Here is a 20402-nt window from a genome sequence, read left to right as displayed (position 1 = left end):
TTTTTCTTTTAAATTATTGAAATGATGAAGGTCAGATTTGAAATTCATCAGAGGAAAAATACATTTCACAATTAAAAATTTACAATTTAATAAAATATGAAATTAGCAGAAATATCCATAAAACGACCGTCATTAGTGATCGTGTTGTTTACCATCCTGATTCTTGGTGGACTATTCAGTTACAGTCAGCTGGGCTATGAATTGATTCCGAAATTCGAAACCAATGTAGTCACCATTGCCACCGTATATCCCGGAGCTTCTCCAAGTGAGGTGGAAAATACGATTACCAAAAAAATTGAAGATGCGGTTGCCTCATTGGAAAACATCAAAAAAATCGACTCTCGTTCCTACGAAAGTTTATCAACAGTTTCTATCACCTTGAATACAAAAGCCAAAGTGGATGTTTCGTTGAATGATGCGCAACGAAAAATAAATGCGATTATTAATGATTTACCGGATGATGCCAAAACCCCATCGTTGAGTAAATTCTCGCTGAGCGATTTACCAATCATGACCATTGGTGCCAATGGGAAAATGGATGAAATTGAATTTTATGACTTAATTGACAAAAAAATCGCTCCCGTTTTATCTCGCGTTACCGGTGTTGCGGAAGTAAATATTATCGGTGGACAGGAAAGAGAAATTCAGGTAAGTCTTGATGCGGTCAAAATGCAGGGGTACGGACTTTCTGTTCCACAAGTGCAACAAGTGATTTTGTCCTCCAATCTGGATTTCCCAACAGGAAATATACAAACTCGCGAACAAAAAATATTAATTCGTTTAGCGGGAAAATACAAAAATGTTGAAGAGTTAAGAAACCTGGCAATTACATCAAAAAATGGTGCCCAGGTTCGTTTAAGAGATATTGCCGATGTTCAGGATACCCAGAAAGTAGCCGAAAAAACAGCGCGTGTGAATAGAAAAAGCGCTATTATTTTACAAATTGTAAAACAATCGGATGCGAATGCTGTGGCGGTTAGTGAAGAAGTTTTGAAAAGCATTACAAAATTAGAAAGCGATTATAAATCCAATGGTCTGGAGCTCAATGTAGCTAAAGACAGTACAGTTTTTACATTGGAAGCAGCGGATTCTGTAGTTCATGATTTATTGATTGCCGTATTTTTAGTGGCCTTTGTGATGTTGTTTTTCTTGCATAGTGTCAGAAACTCTTTGATTGTAATGGTTTCGATTCCTGCCTCTTTAATTTCCACTTTTATAGGATTCTTATTCTTAGGATATACATTAAACTTAATGAGTTTATTAGGATTATCTCTGGTGGTTGGTATTTTGGTGGATGATGCGATTGTGGTATTAGAAAATATTTACCGACACATGGAAATGGGTAAAAACCGTGTCCGCGCGGCCTATGACGGAACTGCCGAAATTGGCGGAACCGTAACCTCTATTACCTTAGTAATCGTGGTGGTATTTTTACCAATTGCGATGAGTACCGGATTGGTATCTAACATTATTACACAGTTTTGCGTTACCGTAATTATTTCAACTTTGTTCTCCTTATTGGCTTCATTTACGATAATTCCCTGGTTGTCTTCTCGTTTTGGAAAACTGGAACACATTGAAGGTAAAAATATTTTCGGAAGAATAATTCTTGGTTTTGAAAAACAATTGACCCGTTTTACCCATTGGATTACCGAATTATTAACTTGGTGTCTGGATCATTACAAAACTACTTTAGCGGTTGTTTTAGTTATATTTTTCGCATCCGTATCGTTAGTCCCTGCAGGATTTATCGGTGGTGAATTTTTTGCAAAATCAGATAGCGGTGAATTTTTAGTTCAAATAGAATTACCAAAAGATGCTTCATTAGAACAAAGTAATTTCATGGCTCAGAAAGCAGAAGCCTTTTTGAATACTCAGCCATATGTAAAAAGTCTGATTACAACTGTTGGTCAAACCAGCGAAGGTCTTGGTGCTTCACAAGCCACGGCTTACAAATCGGAGATTAATGTAAAAATGATTGATCAAAAAGACCGGACCGATGGTGCTTATGTCTTTGCCGCCAAAATGAAACTTCAATTAGAAAAAGTTTTGGTTGGAGCCAAAGTAAAAACCGTTCCCGTTGGTATTTTAGGAACTGCCGAAGAAGCACCGTTAGCCTTGGTGGTAACGGGACCTACATTAGAAAGCGCGATGATTTTTGCCAAAGCAGCAGAAAAAGAACTGACTAAAATTCCCGGTGCAACAGGGGTGAAATTGTCTGTGGAAACCGGAAATCCTGAAATCAATGTTCAGGTCGACAGAGATAAAATGGCCACTCTTGGATTGTCTTTACAAACCGTGGGTTTAACCATGCAAACGGCATACAGCGGAAATACCGATGGTAAATTCAGAGCCGGTGAATACGAATACGACATCAATATCAAATACAGTAGTTTCGACAGAAAAAGTATAAATGATGTTAGTAATCTTATATTTATAAATGAAAGAGGCGAACAAATTAAATTATCACAATTTGCCACTGTAAAAGAAGGTTCTGGTCCAAGTCAGTTGGAACGTAGGGATAAAACGGCATCGGTAACCGTAAAAGGACAAACCGTTGGACGACCAGTAGGAACTGTGGCAGCCGAATGGCAAACTGCTTTTGACAAATTAAAAAAACCAGCTGGTGTAAACTATGTTTGGAGTGGCGATATGGAAAATCAAACTGAAGGTTTCGGAACTTTAGGATTTGCTTTATTAGCGGCAATTATCTTGGTTTACCTGGTTATGGTTGGACTGTATGATAGTTTTGCTCACCCGTTTGTGGTTTTGTTTGCGATTCCGCTTTCGTTCATTGGAGCATTATTGGCCTTAGCTTTGACCAATAATACACTGAATATATTTACGATTCTTGGGGTTATTATGTTGATTGGTCTGGTTTGTAAAAATGCAATTATGTTGGTCGATTATACCAACCAGCGAAGAGCTGCGGGTGAAACCATTAGAAAAGCATTAATTCAAGCGAATCATGCACGTTTGCGCCCAATTTTGATGACAACAATTGCGATGGTATTTGGTATGTTCCCGATTGCCTTGGCTTCAGGAGCTGGTGCAGAATGGAAAAATGGTTTGGCTTGGGTAATTATTGGAGGATTAATCAGTTCATTATTCCTAACCTTAATCATCGTTCCGGTGATTTATGAAATCATGGAAAAACTAATCCATAAATTCACAAAAGGAGAAAAAACAGATTACGAAGCTGAAATGGTCGCCGATTACGACCATAAAGAATTAAGTGAAGATGGATTTAATCCGAAACATATTTTATAGATTTAAATTTCAAGCATAAAAAGGCTTCCGTTAAATTCGGAAGCCTTTTATTTTAAAGCATCTGGCAATTATAAAATCAAAATCGGCTGTTACAATAATTTGTAACAGCCGATTTCTTTATAGACGCAATATTTTGTAATCTACAAACTACAGAAGAGATATCCGTTTTAAAACGTTTTTTCTAATTTCTGTTAACCAATGCGTCTTGTTTCCAATTTTTAACAGAAGCGATTCTGCTTTGAGAATAATCAACTTCACTTAAGGTTTCAGCATTCCAGAAAAACCATTTTCCGGTTTTTTGTCCATTTGAATATTCTCCAATTGATTTTTTATTTCCGTTTACATCATATGCAATCCACGTACCTTCCAGTTTTCCATCTTTAAAAAAACCTTCTTGTTGTACTTTTCCATTTTCAAAATAATAAGTTGCTTTCACTTTTTGTCCAACAGCTTCTAATTTGGGTTTTATTTCTTGTGCGAATATCATTCCTGAAATCAACACTGCTCCGATGATCATATACTTTTTCATAGTGTAGGTTTTTAAATGTTAGGTAATTACATAACAAATGTATAAATATATTTACATTAAAAAAACTTTAGCTTAACAATTTAATAACATTAAATGAAAACTTAACATTGGAATTTTAATTCTATTCAAAAAACTATACTTGATAATTCGCAATTCATAATCCATAATTCATAATTAGTCTTAAATTTGCAGTCTAAAATTTTGATAATGTATAGAAGTCATAACTGTGGGGAATTAAATCCTTCGCACATTAATACCGAAGTTACTCTTGCCGGATGGGTTCAAAAATCGCGTGATAAAGGATTTATGAATTGGGTTGATTTACGGGACCGTTACGGAATTACGCAGCTTATTTTTGACGAAAGTCGCACACAAAAAGAAGTGTTCGAACTAGCCAAAACTTTAGGTCGTGAATTCGTTATTCAGGTAAAAGGGACTGTGATTGAACGTGAAGCCAAAAACAAGAACATGGCAACGGGCGATATCGAAATTCTAGTTACAGAACTAAATATATTAAACGCTGCTTTAACGCCTCCTTTCACCATTGAAGATGAAACCGATGGCGGTGAAGACATCCGAATGAAATACAGATACCTGGATATTCGTAGAAATCCGGTAAAAAATAACTTGCTTTTTCGTCATAAAGTGGCCATGGAAGTTAGAAAATACCTGTCTGATTTGGATTTTTGCGAAGTGGAAACGCCTTATTTAATCAAATCTACTCCTGAGGGAGCAAGAGATTTTGTGGTTCCAAGTAGAATGAATGCAGGACAATTTTATGCTTTGCCACAATCGCCACAAACCTTCAAACAATTATTGATGGTGGGCGGAATGGATAAATATTTCCAAATCGTGAAATGTTTCCGTGATGAAGATTTACGTGCCGACAGACAGCCGGAATTCACACAAATCGATTGCGAAATGGCATTTGTCGAACAAGAAGATATTTTGAATGTTTTCGAAGGATTAACCAGACATTTATTAAAAGAAATAAAAGGCATTGAAGTAGATAAATTCCCGAGAATGACCTACGAACACGCCATGAAAACTTACGGAAATGACAAACCGGACATTCGTTTCGGAATGGAATTCGGAGAGTTAAACCACGTAGCCCAAAACAGAGAATTCACCGTTTTCAATTCAGCTGAATTGGTGGTTGGTATCGCGGTTCCCGGAGCTGGTGATTATACCCGTAAAGAAATTGACGGACTAATCGAATGGATCAAACGTCCGCAAGTGGGTGCGTCTGGAATGGTATATGTAAAATGTAACGAAGACGGAACCTATAAATCATCGGTAGATAAATTCTACGATCAGGACGATTTAAGCAATTGGGCAAAAACAACCGGAGCACAAGTCGGTGATATGATTTTCGTATTGTCAGGTCCGGCCGATAAAACAAGAACACAATTAAGCGCCTTGCGTATGGAATTAGCCACACGATTAGGATTGAGAAAACCAACTGAATTCGCGCCTTTATGGGTGGTCGATTTTCCATTATTGGAATTTGATGAAGAAAGTGGTCGTTATCATGCGATGCACCATCCGTTTACATCACCAAAACCGGAAGACATGCACTTATTGGAAACCGATCCCGGAAAAGTTCGCGCCAATGCCTATGATATGGTATTGAACGGAAACGAGATTGGCGGCGGTTCTATTCGTATTCATGACAAAGCAACCCAACAATTAATGTTCAAATATTTAGGATTCACGGAGGAACAAGCCAAAGCGCAGTTCGGATTCTTGATGGATGCGTTCCAGTTTGGCGCACCGCCACACGGAGGATTGGCTTTTGGATTGGACAGACTGGTAGCGATTTTAGGCGGACAGGAAACCATCAGAGACTTTATCGCTTTCCCGAAAAACAACTCAGGAAGAGATGTAATGATTGATGCGCCATCAATAATTGATGAAACCCAATTAAATGAGCTACATATAAAAGTTGATTTAGTGTAGTTAATCGATTAATTTAGTCCGAAAACACTGAATATCAATTATTTTACAAAAATTTAACACAAGAATGTCTTTCGTATTATATTAAAGGTTACATTTGTATCATTATAAATTATTATTACTATTACAATGCGTACAGGTACAGTTAAATTTTTCAATGAATCAAAAGGTTACGGATTCATTACAGACGAAGAAACAGGAAAAGACATTTTCGTTCACGCTTCAGGTATTAGAGCTGAAGAGTTAAGAGAAGGTGACAGAGTAAGTTACGAAGAAGAAGAAGGAAGAAAAGGTAAAGTAGCTGCACAAGTTGCAGTACTTGAAGACTAAAAATATATAGATTATTTTTGTTACCTATGAATGGTTAAAACGTTCCGATTAATTTCGGAACGTTTTTTTTTGCGCTAAATTCAATATAGAATCTAAAAGCCCAAAAGCATCCTTATTTATAATTAATAAAAACAATCTATTTTTAACACCCGAATTAAAATGAATTTTAAAGATTGGGTTGTTATTTAGTTATTGAAAACTTACCTTTGTAGTTAATTTCAAGGTTAATATTACAAAATATGCAAACAAACCAGCTTAGTTACCTTCCAATCCTCATACAGTTCATTCTTGCTGTAGGATTTGTTGTTGGAACAGTCATAATTTCCGGAAAGTTAGGACCAAAAAGACACTCCGCAGTTAAAGATGAGAATTTCGAATGTGGTATCGAATCCGTTGGTAATGCCCGTATTCCTTTCTCAGTAAAATATTTCTTAGTTGCCATATTATTTGTATTGTTTGATGTCGAAGTTATTTTTCTTTATCCTTGGGCAATCAATTTCAAGGAATTAGGAATGGAAGGAATGGTTAAAATGGTCATATTCATGCTTTTGCTTTTGATTGGATTTTTCTATATCGTCAAAAAGAAAGCGTTAGAATGGGAATAAAAATTAATTACGAATTAGAAATTACGAATGAACAAAATTCTGATTTCTAAGGTATTTATAAGAATGTATTTAAATTTTAAATTATGAACTCATAATTCATAATTCGTAATTCATAATTTTATAAAAATGAGTGATTCAAATATAAAAATGGTTGAGCCGCCGGAAGGTGTTGTCGGTGAAGGGTTCTTCGCCACAAAACTAAATGACGTTGTAGGTATGGCTCGTGCCAATTCGCTTTGGCCATTGCCTTTTGCAACTTCTTGTTGCGGTATTGAGTTCATGGCAACTATGGCTTCACATTATGATTTGGCTCGATTTGGTTCTGAACGTGTGAGTTTTTCTCCTCGTCAGGCTGATATGTTAATGGTAATGGGAACTATTTCTAAAAAAATGGCCCCCATTTTACGTCAGGTTTACGAACAAATGGCCGAACCTCGTTGGGTTATTGCTGTTGGAGCTTGTGCTACTTCAGGAGGGATTTTCGATACGTATTCTGTTTTACAGGGAATCGACAAAGTAATTCCGGTAGATGTTTACGTACCAGGATGCCCGCCAAGACCTGAGCAAATTGTTGATGGTGTAATGAAATTACAAGAATTGGTGAGAACCGAATCCGTAAGAAGAAGAAATTCTCCGGAATACCAAGAATTATTAGCCTCTTATAATATAAAATAATGGCTTTAGACACAATCCAGATTCAAGATAAATTAGTGGAAACATTTGGGGAGAATGTTTTTCATTTCAATCAGGAAAAAGATATTTTTTCATTTGAAGTAGCCGCAGACAAAATCACGGCTGTTATTCTTTTTTTGAAAAATGACGAAACCTTACGTTTTAATTTTTTGACTGACCTTTGCGGTATTCACTATCCGGACGATGAAGTGAGCCGCCAGTTCGCAGTCGTATATCATATGCACAATTGGTATGAAAATGTTCGCATCAAAATAAAAACATTTATCAACGGTGAAACTCCGGAAATAAAAACAGTTTCTACTATTTTTCCAAGTGCAAACTGGATGGAAAGAGAAACTTACGATTTTTATGGCATCAATTTCATAGGACATCCGCAATTGAAACGTATTTTGAATATGGATGAAATGATTTCTTTTCCAATGCGTAAAGAATTTCCAATGGAAGATGGCGGAAGAACCGATAAAGATGATCGTTTTTTCGGAAGAACCATAGACAATTACTAAAAACACACAATATATAATTTTTCACATTCTATAAAATGTCAGAACTATTATTACCACCGGAGCATCGTTATGCTGAAATGATAAAAAACAGGCTGAATGAAGACGGAAGCGAGCTTTCTGTTCTGAATTTAGGACCCACACACCCAGCAACGCATGGTATTTTTCAGAATATCCTGTTGATGGATGGCGAGCGAATTTTAGAAGCCGAGCCAACCATTGGTTACATCCATCGTGCTTTTGAAAAAATTGCCGAAAATCGTCCTTTTTACCAAATTACTCCTCTTACCGACAGAATGAACTATTGCTCCTCACCTATTAATAATATGGGTTGGTGGATGACTTTAGAAAAATTATTGGGTGTTGAAGTTCCAAAAAGAGCCCAATATCTAAGAGTTATTGTGATGGAATTGGCTAGAATTACAGACCATTTAATTTGTAATTCCATTCTTGGTGTAGATACTGGCGCGTATACCGGATTTTTATACGTTTTCCAATTCAGGGAAAAAGTTTACGAAATCTACGAAGAAATTTGCGGCGCCCGTTTGACTACGAATATGGGAAGAATTGGCGGTTTCGAAAGAGACTGGTCGCCAGAAGCATTCAGAAAATTAGATGTGTTTTTAGAGGAATTTCCAGTTGCCTGGAAAGAATTTGAAAACCTATTCGAAAGAAATAGAATTTTTATTGACCGTACCGTAAACGTAGGGCCAATTTCAGCAGAAAAAGCCATGGCATACGGATTCACAGGTCCAAACCTGCGTGCAGCCGGTGTAGATTATGACGTTCGTGTTGCGCATCCATACAGTTCCTACGAAGATTTCGATTTCATCGTTCCTGTTGGAAAATCAGGCGATACTTACGACCGTTTTTGCGTAAGAAATGCAGAAGTTTGGGAAAGTTTAAGCATCATCAGACAAGCTTTGGCAAAAATGCCGGAAGGAAATGATTTTCACGCAGACGTACCGGATTATTACCTTCCTCCAAAAGAAGATGTTTACACCAGTATGGAATCATTGATTTATCATTTCAAAATTGTGATGGGTGAAGTTCCTGTCCCTGTAGCAGAAATATACCATGCAGTTGAAGGCGGAAACGGAGAATTGGGTTTCTTTTTAGTAACCGATGGAAGCAGAACCCCATATAGATTACACTTCCGCAGACCTTGTTTTATTTATTACCAAGCATATCCTGAAATGATTAAAGGCGCATTGCTATCTGATGCCATTGTAATATTGTCAAGTTTAAATGTAATTGCGGGAGAATTAGACGCATAAATTATGGAACACACAAATCAAAAACAAAACATAAACATAACTGATACCTTGATGAACCGCATCAATGAATTAATCAGTCATTATCCTTCCGATAAAAGAAAATCAGCTTTATTACCCGTTTTACACGAAGTTCAGGATGCTCACGACAATTGGCTGAGCATTGAATTAATGGATAAAGTGGCTGAAATTATTCAAATCAAACCCATTGAAGTCTATGAAGTAGTATCGTTTTATACGATGTACAACCAAAGACCTATCGGAAAATACATGTTCGAATTCTGTCAAACTTCCCCTTGTTGCTTAAATGGTGTGGAAAATTTAATGGATTACACTTGTAATAAATTAGGCGTAAAAGTAGGTGAACCAACTCCTGACGGACTATTTGAAGTTCGTGGCGTTGAATGTTTAGGCGCTTGCGGTTATGCCCCAATGATGCAGTTGGGTGACTTTTATAAAGAACATCTTGATGAATCAAAAATAGATCAGCTAATTGCTGATTGCAAAGACAATAAAATAATATTACACGATAAATAAGATGTCAAAAAAAATATTATTAGACAAAATAAATGTTCCGGGTATTAAAACCTATGAAGTATACCGTCAAAACGGGGGTTATGCTTCAGTGGAAAAAGCTATGAAAACAATGACACCGGATGATGTTGTTGAAGAAGTGAAAAAATCAGGATTAAGAGGTCGTGGTGGCGCAGGATTTCCTGCCGGAATGAAATGGAGTTTTATTGATAAAAAATCAGGAAAACCAAGACATTTAGTTTGCAACGCCGATGAATCGGAGCCAGGAACTTTCAAAGACCGCTATTTGATGGAATTCATTCCTCATTTATTGATTGAAGGAATGATTACTTCGAGTTTTGCTTTAGGTGCAAACTTATCCTATATCTACATTCGTGGCGAATACATGTGGGTTTATAAAATTCTGGAAAAAGCCATTGCCGAAGCAAAAGCTGCAGGTTGGTTAGGAAAAAATATATTAGGCACCGGATACGATTTGGAATTATATGTTCATATTGGTGCCGGAGCTTACATCTGTGGTGAAGAAACCGCATTAATCGAATCATTGGAAGGAAAAAGAGGAAATCCAAGAATCAAGCCGCCATTTCCGGCAGTTTCTGGGCTTTGGGCAAATCCTACCGTGGTAAATAATGTAGAAACAATTGCCGCTGTGCCTTGGATTGTTAATAATTCAGGGGATGAATATGCAAAAATCGGTATCGGAAGATCAACCGGAACCAAATTAATTTCAGCTTCAGGACACATCAAAAATCCTGGTGTTTATGAAATAGAAATGGGATTAAGCGTTTACGAATTCATGAATTCTGATGAATATTTAGGCGGAATGAGTTCGGACAGACCTTTGAAAGCATTAGTTCCCGGAGGTTCATCTGTGCCAATTTTACCAGCCCATTTAATCTATAAAACTGCCGCAGGCGAAGACCGATTAATGTCCTACGAATCTTTAAGTGACGGCGGATTCGCATCTGGTTCCATGTTAGGATCCGGAGGTTTCATTGTTTATAATGATACTTCTTGTATTGTTAGAAACACATGGAATTTTTCCCGTTTTTACCACCATGAAAGTTGCGGACAATGTTCGCCTTGCCGTGAAGGAACGGGTTGGCTAGAAAAAGTATTGCACCGAATAGAAAACGGCCACGGTCGTGAAGAAGATATCGATTTGCTGTGGAGCATTCAAAGTAAAATTGAAGGAAATACGATTTGTCCACTTGGTGATGCAGCAGCATGGCCGGTAGCTGCAGCAATTCGTCATTTTAGAGAGGAATTTGAATACCATGTGCGTTTTCCGGAAAAAATAAAAAACAGAGATCATTTTGTTGCCGAACCTTTCGAAAAAGTGAAGCATTTGGTTTCTAAAGTAATAGTATAAAGTCAAGAATTTCAGATAATGAAAGTAACCATAGACGGTCAGGAAATTGAAGTAGAAGCAGGAACAACCATCTTGCAAGCCGCTCGAAAAATTGGAGGAGAATCCGTGCCACCAGCCATGTGCTATTATTCTAAATTAGAAGGCAGTGGCGGAAAATGTCGTTGTTGTTTAGTGGAAGTTTCGAAAGGAAGTGAAGCAGATCCAAGACCGATGCCAAAATTAATGGCTTCCTGCGTTACAGGATGCATGGACGGAATGGAAATCAACAGTGCCAAATCAGATCGAGTAAAAGAAGCCAGAGAATCGGTAACGGAATTTTTATTGATCAATCACCCCTTGGATTGCCCGGTTTGTGATCAGGCAGGAGAATGTGATTTGCAAAATTTAAGTTTCGAACACGGGAAATCCAAAACCCGTTTCATCGAAGAAAAAAGAACGTTTGAACCTGAAAACATAGGTCCGCATATTCAATTGCACATGAATCGTTGTATTCTTTGCTACCGTTGTGTGATGGTTGCCGATCAGTTGACCGACAATCGCGTGCATGGTGTGATGGACAGAGGCGATCATTCGAATATTTCGACTTGTATTTCAAAAGCAATCGACAACGAGTTTTCAGGAAATATGATTGATGTTTGCCCTGTAGGTGCATTGACGGATAAAACTTTCCGATTCAAGTCGAGAGTTTGGTTCAACAAACCTTTTAACGCACACAGAGATTGCGATAAATGTTGCGGAAAAACTACCCTTTGGATGTTTGGTGACGAGATTCAAAGAGTTACCGGGCGAAAAGACGAATACCATGAGGTAGAAGAATTTATCTGTAATGGCTGTCGTTTTGACCACAAAGACCCTAAGCATTGGGTTATTGAAGGGCCAAGAAAATTCGAAAAAGATTCGGTGATCAACCAAAATAATTACACCCAAAAATTAGAAACCGTTCATATTGCAACAGAAGAAGGTATTCTAAAGGGCAGAGAACAAGACCGTAAGAAAATAAGTATGCCGGCTATTCCTTTGGATAAAGAAGAAGAAGAAGAATTTAAAAAAGGTAATCTTTAAAGAATGGATAGTACAATTATTATAGAAAAAAGTGTCATCATTGTGGTTGTTTTTGCAATTACGATGCTTATGGCGATGTATTCCACTTGGGCTGAACGAAAAGTAGCCGCTTATCTTCAAGATCGAGTAGGTCCAAATCGTGCTGGTTGGGGTGGATTATTACAACCTTTGGCCGATGGATTAAAATTATTTTCGAAAGAAGAATTCGAACCCAATACTCCTAACAGATTTTTATTTTTCATGGGGCCTGCCATTGCAATGAGTACCGCCTTAATGACCAGTGCTGTTATTCCGTGGGGTGATAGATTACATCTTTTTGGCAGGGATATTTTATTACAGGCAACCGATATTGATGTGGCTTTACTATATATTATCGGAGTGGTTTCTGTTGGTGTTTATGGAATCATGATTGGTGGTTGGGCTTCAAACAATAAGTTTTCATTAATTGGAGCGGTTCGTGCAGCTTCACAAATGGTTTCTTATGAAGTAGCCATGGGACTTTCGATAATTGCCTTATTGATGATGACGGGAACATTAAGTTTAAGAGAAATATCAGCGCAACAATCCGGAATGAACTGGAATGTGTTTTATCAGCCCTTATCCTTTTTAATCTTTTTAATTTGTTCATTTGCAGAAACCAATAGAACGCCTTTTGATTTACCGGAATGTGAAACAGAATTAATTGGAGGGTATCACACTGAATATTCTTCGATGAAAATGGGATTCTATTTATTTGCTGAATATGCAAATATGTTTATCTCTTCGACCATTTTGGCAATTTTATTCTTTGGAGGTTATAATTATCCGGGAATGCAATGGATGGTGGAAAATGTGGGTGTCAATCCTGCAAATATTTTGGGAGTTGTAGTGCTGTTTATCAAAATATGCGGATTTATATTCTTTTTTATGTGGGTACGATGGACTATTCCAAGATTCAGATACGATCAATTGATGCATTTGGGTTGGAGAATATTAATTCCATTGTCTATCGTTAATATTATGATAACCGGAATTGTGATTTTGAGAGGAGAAATAGCTGCTTATTTAGGGTTTTAATTCATACGAAATGCCCTAGCCCTGATAGCAGTGGAAATCCTTTATTGTTTTTTCTTTAAAAACAATAAAGATTGAAACGGATAGCGGGATTAAGCTTCAAATAAAAAATAAAATAAAATGTCAATAGAAAACATATCCTTATCGGGAAGAAAAAAGGTAGTCTCAAACAAGGAGATGACTTTTTTGGAAAGAATGTATCTTGTTGCGATTGTCAAAGGTTTGTTGATTACCATCAAACACTTGTTTCGCAGAAAAGTGACGATTCATTATCCGGAACAAGTTAGAGAAATGAGTCCCGTTTATCGTGGTCAACACATGTTGAAACGTGATGAATTAGGTAGAGAAAACTGTACTGCCTGTGGTTTGTGCGCCCTTTCCTGTCCGGCAGAAGCCATCACGATGAAAGCCGAAGAACGCAAACCGGGTGAAGAACTTTTGTACAGAGAAGAAAAATATGCTTCGATCTATGAAATCAATATGTTGCGTTGTATTTTCTGCGGATTGTGTGAAGAAGCCTGTCCGAAAGATGCCATTTATTTGACGACATCAAAAGTTTTGGTTCCTTCGAGCTATAAAAGAGAAGATTTTATTTTTGGAAAAGATAAATTGGTTATGCCTTTGGAAATGGCCATGAAAAATGCTCAACTTAAAAACGCTAACTAATGTCTACTATACTTATTATATTTTGCGTGTTATCTGCCATCACATTATCGACGGCATTTTTGACCGTTTTTACCAAAAATCCAATACACAGTGCAATTTATTTAGTGATTTCTTTTTTCTCGATTGCAGGTCATTACTTATTGTTTAACGCTCAGTTTTTAGCGTTTGTTCATATAATCGTGTACTCCGGAGCCATCATGGTTTTGTTTTTATTCACGATCATGTTGATGAATCTGAACAAAGAAAACGAAGTTCATAAGCCAAGAATTACAAGATTCGGGGCTGTAATTTCATTTTGTTTATTAGGGTTGATTTTTATCGCAACTTTCGTTAAGTCTAAACCAATTGTTGGAGAATATACTACCACCGGGGAGGATTTCCAATCTATAAAAGTTTTGGGAAAAGTGTTACTGGATGAATATATGGTTCCGTTTGAGTTTGCTTCGGTATTACTTTTAGTGGCTATGATTGGTTCGGTTTTATTGTCTAAAAAAGAAAAATTAGAGAAATAATATGAATAATATTCTAAATCACATTGGCATTGAAAATTACATTTTCCTTTCTGTACTACTTTTTTGTATCGGGGTCTTTGGAGTTTTATACAGACGAAATGCCATTATCGTTTTTATGTCAATCGAAATTATGCTGAATGCTGTGAACCTTTTGTTTGTGGCTTTTTCAACGTATCATCAGGATGCGCAAGGGCAGGTCTTTGTATTTTTCTCGATGGCGGTTGCAGCGGCGGAAGTAGCTGTTGGATTGGCAATTCTGGTTTCGATCTATAGAAATTTAGGTTCGATTGATATCGATAATTTAAAAAACTTAAAAGGATAATCTTCAATGGATACAAGTTTAGCTTTAGTATTAGTAGCAGCTCCTTTTTTAGGATTTTTATTTAATGTTTTTTTAGGTAAAAAAGCGGGTAAAAGCATCGTGGGAATTGTGGGAACACTTTCTGTAGCGGTTTCTTTTGCGATGACGCTCTATTTTTTCATGCAAATCAATCAAACGAAACAAGCAATTGTGATCAATTTGTTCGATTGGATTTCATTGCAGGATTTCAAAATAAATTTCGGTTTTCTTTTGGATCAATTATCGTTGCTTTGGTTACTTTTTGTGACTGGAATAGGAACTTTGATTCATTTGTATTCCATCAGTTATATGCACGATGACGAAAATATGCACAAGTTTTTTGCATATTTGAACCTGTTTATTTTCTTCATGATTACTTTAGTAATGGGAAGCAATTTATTGGTCATGTTCATCGGTTGGGAAGGCGTTGGTCTTTGCTCCTACTTATTGATTGGGTTTTGGTATAAAAATCAGGACTTTAATGATGCTGCGAAAAAAGCATTCATCATGAATAGAATTGGAGATTTAGGTTTCCTTGTCGGAATTTTTATTGTTGGATTTTTATTCTCCACTTTAGATTTTGTTGAACTTAAAGAATTAATTCTTGGCGGAACCAATAACGGAAACACCTATTGGATTGCTGCTGCAGCCTTGGCTTTGTTTATTGGAGCATCGGGAAAATCGGCTCAAATTCCATTATACACCTGGTTACCGGACGCAATGGCGGGACCTACTCCGGTTTCGGCATTAATCCATGCCGCGACGATGGTTACTGCTGGTATATTCATGATTACAAGATTGAATTACCTGTTTGATTTAGCACCGCAAATTCAGAATATTATTGCGATTGTTGGAGCAATTACTGCTTTGGTAGCCGCAACAATTGGTTTGGTTCAGACTGACATCAAAAAAGTGTTGGCCTACTCTACCGTTTCCCAATTGGGATTGATGTTTCTGGCTTTAGGTTTAGGTGCTTATGAAATTGCCGTTTTCCATGTTATCACACATGCTTTCTTCAAAGCTTGCTTGTTCTTGGGTTCGGGTTCGGTTATTCACGCTTTGGGCGGAGAACAGGATATGCGCAAAATGGGCGGATTGAGAAAAGCCATGCCTATAACATTTGCAACCATGATGATTGCGACATTGGCCATATCAGGAATTTTTCCTTTTGCAGGTTTTTGGTCAAAAGATGAAATTTTGATGGTTGCTTTCTACAACAATCTTCCGCTTTGGATTATTGCTTCCGTAGCTTCTATCATGACCGCTTTCTATATGTTTAGACTGATGTACTTGACTTTCTTCAAAGAATTCAGAGGAACAGAAGAGCAAAAACACCATTTACACGAAAGTCCGGGTTTAATTACTTTTCCGTTAATCGTTTTAGGAATTTTATCTTTAATTGGAGGTCTGATTAGTTTGCCTGGAAACAGTTGGCTGAGTCATTATTTAGCGCCTGTTTTTCCGGAAGTGGCTCACGAAGCACATGTTTTTGGTACAAGGGAATATATATTGATGGGAGTAGCTTTGATTGGAGCAATTATCGGTATTGGAATAGCGTATGCTAAATACATCAAACAAAATCAAGTTCCGTCAGAAGATGCAGAAATCACTGGTGTATCAAAAGTTTTATACAACAAATATTATGTTGACGAAGCATACGATTCCATATTTGTAAAACCTGTAAACGCTTTATCAAGTTTCTTCAGAGATTATATAGAAACGGCTTTATCCGCTTTAGTTTTCGGATTAGGAAAAGTGACGGATGCCATTGGAACACAAGGAAAAACATTACAAAACGGAAATATTGGTTTATATCTTTTCGCTTTTGTTTTGGGAGTTTGTGCAATATTAACCAGTTTATTTTTAGCTCAATAATTTTTACATAATGGATGTAACTTATATATTAATTATACTTTTAGTCGGCGCATTAGCCACTTATTTTTCAGGCGATAAATGGGCTTCAAAAGTGGCTTTGTTTTTTGGTCTGGCTGCTTTAGCCGGTTCTATTTGTTTGCTGAGTCAATATAACTTAGGAAACGAAATTGGTTGTCTGAAAGTTTGGATAACAAAACCACGAATTTATTTTGCCTTGCAGGCTGATGGACTTTCTTTGGCAATGCTTTTGCTGACCACGGCTTTGACTCCAATCATAATATTTTCATCTTTTGGAAATACATATAAAAATGCCAAAGGTTTTTACGCCTTAATCTTGTTTATGGCCTTCGCTATGGCAGGTACTTTCTTAGCAGCTGACGGGTTTTTATATTATATTTTCTGGGAATTATCCCTTATTCCAATCTATTTCATAGCATTAATTTGGGGTAACGGTGATGCCGAAGAACGTAAAAAAGCAGTTATAAAATTCTTTATTTATACCCTTGCCGGTTCCCTATTCATGTTAGTGGCTTTCGCTTATTTATATCAAAAAGCAGGAAACTTTTTAATTGGCGATTTAAGCCAGTTAAAGCTTTCATCAACAGAGCAATTCTGGATATTCTTGGCATTCTTCTTGGCTTATGCCATCAAAATTCCATTAATTCCATTCCATACCTGGCAAGCAAATGTATATCAAAAAGCACCAACTGTAGGGACAATGTTGTTGTCTGGTATCATGCTAAAAATGGGATTGTACAGTGTTATCCGTTGGCAGTTGCCTATTGCTCCGCTTACAGCAAAAGAATACATGTACATCTTTATAGGCTTAGGAATTGCGGGCGTTATCTACGGATCCATTGTAGCATTAAGACAAAAAGATTTAAAAAAATTATTGGCTTATTCTTCTTTGGCTCACGTTGGATTGATCGCTGCAGGTTCTTATACTTTAACTTTAGACGGATTGCGTGGGGCGGTTTTGCAAATGATTGCTCACGGATTTGTAATCGTAGGTTTGTTTTTTGTGGCTGAAATTATTTTCAGAAGATATGAAACCAGAGCCATTTCCGAAATGGGCGGTATTCGTGCTCAGTCTCCAAAATTCACCTCTATGTTTATGATTTTGGTTTTGGCTTCCGTGGCTTTACCGTCAACTTTTAACTTTGTTGGAGAATTTACCGTTTTATACAGTCTTTCACAAATCAATGTTTGGTTTGCTATTCTTGGCGGAACGACGATTATTTTGGGAGCGTATTATATGTTGAAAATGTTTCAACACGTAATGTTGGGTGAAACCAATTCAAAAATATTCGCCGATGTAACTTTTAATGAAGGATTGTCTTTGGTGATTATCATTGCCGTTTTATTCTTCTTTGGAATGTATCCAAAACCAATCATCGATTTGATTACCCCAAGTCTTGAAAATATTTTATTACAAATCAACCGATTTAACTAAGTCAAATAAAAAATGAATACATTAATAGCTATAACAGGATTAGGTGTTTTATGCCTTTTATTTGAAATTTTAAATGCACGAAAAGCAATTATTCCAGTAACAATTATTGGATTATTAGCCGTTCTTGGACTTACCCTATCTGAATTCAATATTACAGAAAGTTACTATAACAACATGATTGTAGTGAACAAATTTTCAGTGGTATTCTCCAGTTTATTTATCATTCTAACCATATTCTTGGTGGCCTTAAGTCACGATTTTTATGAAAATCATCAAACTAAAATCTCCGACTTTATTGCCATAAAAATATTTTTATTGGCAGGGGCAGTAGCAATGGTATCTTTTGGAAATCTTTCCATGTTCTTTTTAGGAATAGAAGTTCTATCGATTGCATTATACGTTTTAGCGGCAAGCAACAGATTGAGTTTAAAAAGTAACGAAGCCGGAATGAAATATTTTCTAATGGGATCATTCGCTTCAGGAATCATATTATTCGGGATCTGTCTGATATATGGCGCCATGGGTACTTTTGATATTACTGAAATCAGCGAATTATCACATTCAGCCGAATTACCGGTTTGGTTTCCTATTGGAATTGCATTGGTAACTATCGGAATGCTTTTCAAAATTGCTGCAGTTCCATTTCATTTCTGGGCTCCTGATGTTTATGAAGGTGCGCCAGCTTTAGTAACAGCAACCATGAGTACTTTGGCAAAAGTAGTGGCAATGGCTACCTTATACAAATTATTAACGGCTATGAACGCCGATATAACTTATACGTTCCAAATCATAATTGTTGTAATTTCGATTGCATCGATGACTGTTGGAAATATTATGGCTTTAAAACAAACTAACGTAAAACGTATGTTGGCTTTCTCCGGAATTTCTCATGCTGGTTTTATGTTAATGGCTTTGTTGAGCATCACCAATTCTGCGAGCAGTTTATTGTATTATGCTTCGGCGTATTCCTTAGCCGGAATTGCTGCGTTTAGCGTTATTTTATATGTTTGCAAAAATAAAAACAACGAAGAAATCACCAACTTCAACGGATTAGGAAAATCAAATCCAGTTTTGGCAGCAGTGCTTACAGCTTCTTTATTGTCTATGGCCGGAATTCCGATTTTCTCTGGATTTTTTGCAAAATTCATGTTGTTCACTCAAACCATTGAGGCAGGTTATTTAGTTGTTGTAATTGCAGCAGTTATCAACTCTATTATAAGTGTTGGTTATTATTTTAAACTGATTTTAGCGATGTACACCAAAGAGCCAAACGAAGAAGCTCAGAAAACACCATTCGTATTTTATGCAGTAGCGGTTGTTGCGATTGCGCTGAATATTGTGATGGGTATTTTCCCATCTTTGGTAATGGATTTATTGGGATAAAAACCACTTTAAACTTTATATAGAAACCATCAAAATGTATTTTTTGATGGTTTTTTTATTCCTCATTCTTAATAACCAGTTCAGTTTTTAAAATACAACTCCTAATAAAAACCTAAAATCAAATCAGCTCCAAAAGGAATTGATTACATTTGTATATACAAATGATTTAATCGTTTACTAAATATAAAGAAGATGGACAATAAATTGAAAATACAAATCTGGTCGGATATCATGTGTCCGTATTGTTATATAGGAAAAAGAAGAATTGAAGAGGCTTTACAAAATTTCGAGCATAAAGAAGCCGTCGAAATCGAATGGAAAAGTTTTCAGCTGGATGCCAATTTTATTGCATCGCCAGGAGACAACACCATAGATCATTTGGCGAAAAAATATCAAAAAGACATCACTTGGGCTAAAGAAATGATTGCAAACATGACTCAGAACGCAAAAAATTCGGGATTGGATTTTCATTTTGAAAAAGCAATTCTGGCCAATTCCTTCCATGCCCATCGCCTGTTGCACCTGGCTAAAAAACACAATTTAGCGAATGAATTAGAAGAACAATTGTTTAAAGCGTATTTAACCGATGGTAAAGATGTTAATGATTTAAAAACGTTAAGCGAAATTGGACAGAAAATTGGACTGGATCCCAAAGCGATTGAACAGGTATTGCATTCTGATGCTTACGCGAAAGAAGTAAAAGAAGACATCGAAGAGGCCAATGCCATAGGAGTGCAAGGTGTTCCCTTTTTTGTTTTTGATAATAAGTATGCTATTTCCGGAGCACAACCGGTTACTGCTTTTGTAGAAACTTTAGAAAAAGTATGGCAGGAAGGCAAATTTGATTCAAAAGTTACACTATTGAATACCACGCCAACAAATAGTTGTGATATAAATGGATGTGATTAAAATTCCGTTCTGAACTAGCCCTGATAGCAGCGGCATCCTTTTATTTTTTTCTTTAAAAAATAAAAGATAGAGCGGGTAGCAGGAAA

19 protein-coding genes are annotated in these 20402 nt (G+C 36.6%); 18 read left to right on the top strand and 1 reads right to left on the bottom strand.

Annotated features, from left to right (window positions below):
* Window positions 1-96 precede the first annotated feature (96 nt).
* The gene (locus tag VI621_RS05265) at window positions 97-3270 is read left to right on the top strand and encodes an efflux RND transporter permease subunit (RefSeq protein WP_324217332.1); all 3174 of its coding nucleotides are present in this window, start codon (window positions 97-99) and stop codon (window positions 3268-3270) included.
* 181 nt (window positions 3271-3451) lie between these two features.
* Here the strand turns inward: VI621_RS05265 and VI621_RS05260 are convergent, their stop codons facing one another.
* A complete protein-coding gene (locus VI621_RS05260) occupies window positions 3452-3799 on the bottom strand; it encodes a membrane-binding protein (RefSeq protein ID WP_324217331.1) in 348 nt (115 codons plus the stop codon).
* Window positions 3800-4006: 207 nt separating this feature from the next.
* Here VI621_RS05260 and aspS point away from each other — a divergent pair, with 207 nt between their 5' ends.
* The 17 genes from aspS (at window position 4007) to VI621_RS05175 (ending at window position 20316) form a co-directional block, all read left to right on the top strand.
* Complete coding sequence (gene aspS / locus VI621_RS05255) at window positions 4007-5758, top strand: aspartate--tRNA ligase (protein ID WP_324217330.1); 1752 nt, start codon at window positions 4007-4009, stop codon at window positions 5756-5758.
* Between the two features lie 126 nt (window positions 5759-5884).
* The gene (locus VI621_RS05250; RefSeq protein ID WP_027310289.1) at window positions 5885-6085 is read left to right on the top strand and encodes a cold-shock protein; all 201 of its coding nucleotides are present in this window, start codon (window positions 5885-5887) and stop codon (window positions 6083-6085) included.
* A gap of 239 nt (window positions 6086-6324) precedes the next feature.
* Complete coding sequence (locus VI621_RS05245) at window positions 6325-6690, top strand: NADH-quinone oxidoreductase subunit A (RefSeq protein ID WP_324217329.1); 366 nt, start codon at window positions 6325-6327, stop codon at window positions 6688-6690.
* A 126-nt stretch (window positions 6691-6816) separates the two neighbouring features.
* Window positions 6817-7365, top strand: coding sequence for an NADH-quinone oxidoreductase subunit B (locus VI621_RS05240; protein WP_324217328.1), 549 nt, complete (start codon window positions 6817-6819; stop codon window positions 7363-7365).
* Entirely contained in the window at window positions 7365-7886 is a 522-nt protein-coding gene (locus tag VI621_RS05235) for an NADH-quinone oxidoreductase subunit C (protein WP_324217327.1), read from the top strand. Before VI621_RS05240 ends, VI621_RS05235 begins: the two co-directional genes overlap by 1 nt.
* A 35-nt stretch (window positions 7887-7921) precedes the next feature.
* Window positions 7922-9160 (top strand): NADH-quinone oxidoreductase subunit D, encoded by a 1239-nt coding sequence (locus VI621_RS05230; protein WP_324217326.1) that lies wholly within the window; start codon window positions 7922-7924, stop codon window positions 9158-9160.
* Window positions 9161-9163: 3 nt separating this feature from the next.
* Window positions 9164-9694 carry an NAD(P)H-dependent oxidoreductase subunit E gene (locus VI621_RS05225; RefSeq protein ID WP_324217325.1) on the top strand — a complete coding sequence of 177 codons (531 nt, stop codon included), beginning with the start codon at window positions 9164-9166 and terminating at the stop codon, window positions 9692-9694.
* Window position 9695: 1 nt separating this feature from the next.
* Window positions 9696-11063: an NADH-quinone oxidoreductase subunit NuoF gene (nuoF, locus tag VI621_RS05220; RefSeq protein WP_324217324.1), complete on the top strand. Its 1368-nt coding sequence runs from the start codon at window positions 9696-9698 to the stop codon at window positions 11061-11063.
* Window positions 11064-11081: 18 nt separating this feature from the next.
* On the top strand, window positions 11082-12125 hold the full coding sequence (locus tag VI621_RS05215; RefSeq protein WP_324217323.1) for a 2Fe-2S iron-sulfur cluster-binding protein: 1044 nt from the start codon (window positions 11082-11084) through the stop codon (window positions 12123-12125).
* Window positions 12126-12128: 3 nt separating this feature from the next.
* On the top strand, window positions 12129-13181 hold the full coding sequence (gene nuoH, locus VI621_RS05210; protein WP_324217322.1) for an NADH-quinone oxidoreductase subunit NuoH: 1053 nt from the start codon (window positions 12129-12131) through the stop codon (window positions 13179-13181).
* A 117-nt stretch (window positions 13182-13298) separates the two neighbouring features.
* Window positions 13299-13844, top strand: coding sequence for an NADH-quinone oxidoreductase subunit I (locus tag VI621_RS05205; RefSeq protein ID WP_324217321.1), 546 nt, complete (start codon window positions 13299-13301; stop codon window positions 13842-13844).
* The gene (locus tag VI621_RS05200; protein WP_324217320.1) at window positions 13844-14356 is read left to right on the top strand and encodes an NADH-quinone oxidoreductase subunit J; all 513 of its coding nucleotides are present in this window, start codon (window positions 13844-13846) and stop codon (window positions 14354-14356) included. Before VI621_RS05205 ends, VI621_RS05200 begins: the two co-directional genes overlap by 1 nt.
* Window position 14357: 1 nt before the next feature.
* Entirely contained in the window at window positions 14358-14678 is a 321-nt protein-coding gene (gene nuoK / locus VI621_RS05195) for an NADH-quinone oxidoreductase subunit NuoK (protein ID WP_324217319.1), read from the top strand.
* A 6-nt stretch (window positions 14679-14684) separates the two neighbouring features.
* A complete protein-coding gene (gene nuoL, locus VI621_RS05190; protein WP_324217318.1) occupies window positions 14685-16571 on the top strand; it encodes an NADH-quinone oxidoreductase subunit L in 1887 nt (628 codons plus the stop codon).
* Window positions 16572-16581: 10 nt separating this feature from the next.
* Window positions 16582-18024, top strand: coding sequence for an NADH-quinone oxidoreductase subunit M (locus VI621_RS05185; protein ID WP_324217317.1), 1443 nt, complete (start codon window positions 16582-16584; stop codon window positions 18022-18024).
* Between the two features lie 12 nt (window positions 18025-18036).
* Window positions 18037-19407, top strand: a complete 1371-nt coding sequence (locus VI621_RS05180) for an NADH-quinone oxidoreductase subunit N (protein WP_324217316.1) — start codon at window positions 18037-18039, stop codon at window positions 19405-19407.
* Window positions 19408-19599: 192 nt separating this feature from the next.
* Window positions 19600-20316: a DsbA family oxidoreductase gene (locus tag VI621_RS05175; protein WP_324217315.1), complete on the top strand. Its 717-nt coding sequence runs from the start codon at window positions 19600-19602 to the stop codon at window positions 20314-20316.
* Window positions 20317-20402: the final 86 nt, after the last annotated feature.

It is taken from the genome of Flavobacterium sp., assembly GCF_035292545.1.
Classification (GTDB): domain Bacteria; phylum Bacteroidota; class Bacteroidia; order Flavobacteriales; family Flavobacteriaceae; genus Flavobacterium.
This window is presented reverse-complemented; position numbering and strand designations above follow the sequence as displayed.

Excerpts from the sequence above, each read along its gene's own strand:
- VI621_RS05265 (WP_324217332.1), top strand. The coding sequence starts at position 97 with ATGAAATTAGCAGAAATATCCATAAAACGACCGTCATTAGTGATCGTG.
- VI621_RS05260 (WP_324217331.1), bottom strand. The coding sequence starts at position 3,799 with ATGAAAAAGTATATGATCATCGGAGCAGTGTTGATTTCAGGAATGATA.
- aspS (WP_324217330.1), top strand. The coding sequence starts at position 4,007 with ATGTATAGAAGTCATAACTGTGGGGAATTAAATCCTTCGCACATTAAT.
- VI621_RS05250 (WP_027310289.1), top strand. The coding sequence starts at position 5,885 with ATGCGTACAGGTACAGTTAAATTTTTCAATGAATCAAAAGGTTACGGA.
- VI621_RS05245 (WP_324217329.1), top strand. The coding sequence starts at position 6,325 with ATGCAAACAAACCAGCTTAGTTACCTTCCAATCCTCATACAGTTCATT.
- VI621_RS05240 (WP_324217328.1), top strand. The coding sequence starts at position 6,817 with ATGAGTGATTCAAATATAAAAATGGTTGAGCCGCCGGAAGGTGTTGTC.
- VI621_RS05235 (WP_324217327.1), top strand. The coding sequence starts at position 7,365 with ATGGCTTTAGACACAATCCAGATTCAAGATAAATTAGTGGAAACATTT.
- VI621_RS05230 (WP_324217326.1), top strand. The coding sequence starts at position 7,922 with ATGTCAGAACTATTATTACCACCGGAGCATCGTTATGCTGAAATGATA.
- VI621_RS05225 (WP_324217325.1), top strand. The coding sequence starts at position 9,164 with ATGGAACACACAAATCAAAAACAAAACATAAACATAACTGATACCTTG.
- nuoF (WP_324217324.1), top strand. The coding sequence starts at position 9,696 with ATGTCAAAAAAAATATTATTAGACAAAATAAATGTTCCGGGTATTAAA.
- VI621_RS05215 (WP_324217323.1), top strand. The coding sequence starts at position 11,082 with ATGAAAGTAACCATAGACGGTCAGGAAATTGAAGTAGAAGCAGGAACA.
- nuoH (WP_324217322.1), top strand. The coding sequence starts at position 12,129 with ATGGATAGTACAATTATTATAGAAAAAAGTGTCATCATTGTGGTTGTT.
- VI621_RS05205 (WP_324217321.1), top strand. The coding sequence starts at position 13,299 with ATGTCAATAGAAAACATATCCTTATCGGGAAGAAAAAAGGTAGTCTCA.
- VI621_RS05200 (WP_324217320.1), top strand. The coding sequence starts at position 13,844 with ATGTCTACTATACTTATTATATTTTGCGTGTTATCTGCCATCACATTA.
- nuoK (WP_324217319.1), top strand. The coding sequence starts at position 14,358 with ATGAATAATATTCTAAATCACATTGGCATTGAAAATTACATTTTCCTT.
- nuoL (WP_324217318.1), top strand. The coding sequence starts at position 14,685 with ATGGATACAAGTTTAGCTTTAGTATTAGTAGCAGCTCCTTTTTTAGGA.
- VI621_RS05185 (WP_324217317.1), top strand. The coding sequence starts at position 16,582 with ATGGATGTAACTTATATATTAATTATACTTTTAGTCGGCGCATTAGCC.
- VI621_RS05180 (WP_324217316.1), top strand. The coding sequence starts at position 18,037 with ATGAATACATTAATAGCTATAACAGGATTAGGTGTTTTATGCCTTTTA.
- VI621_RS05175 (WP_324217315.1), top strand. The coding sequence starts at position 19,600 with ATGGACAATAAATTGAAAATACAAATCTGGTCGGATATCATGTGTCCG.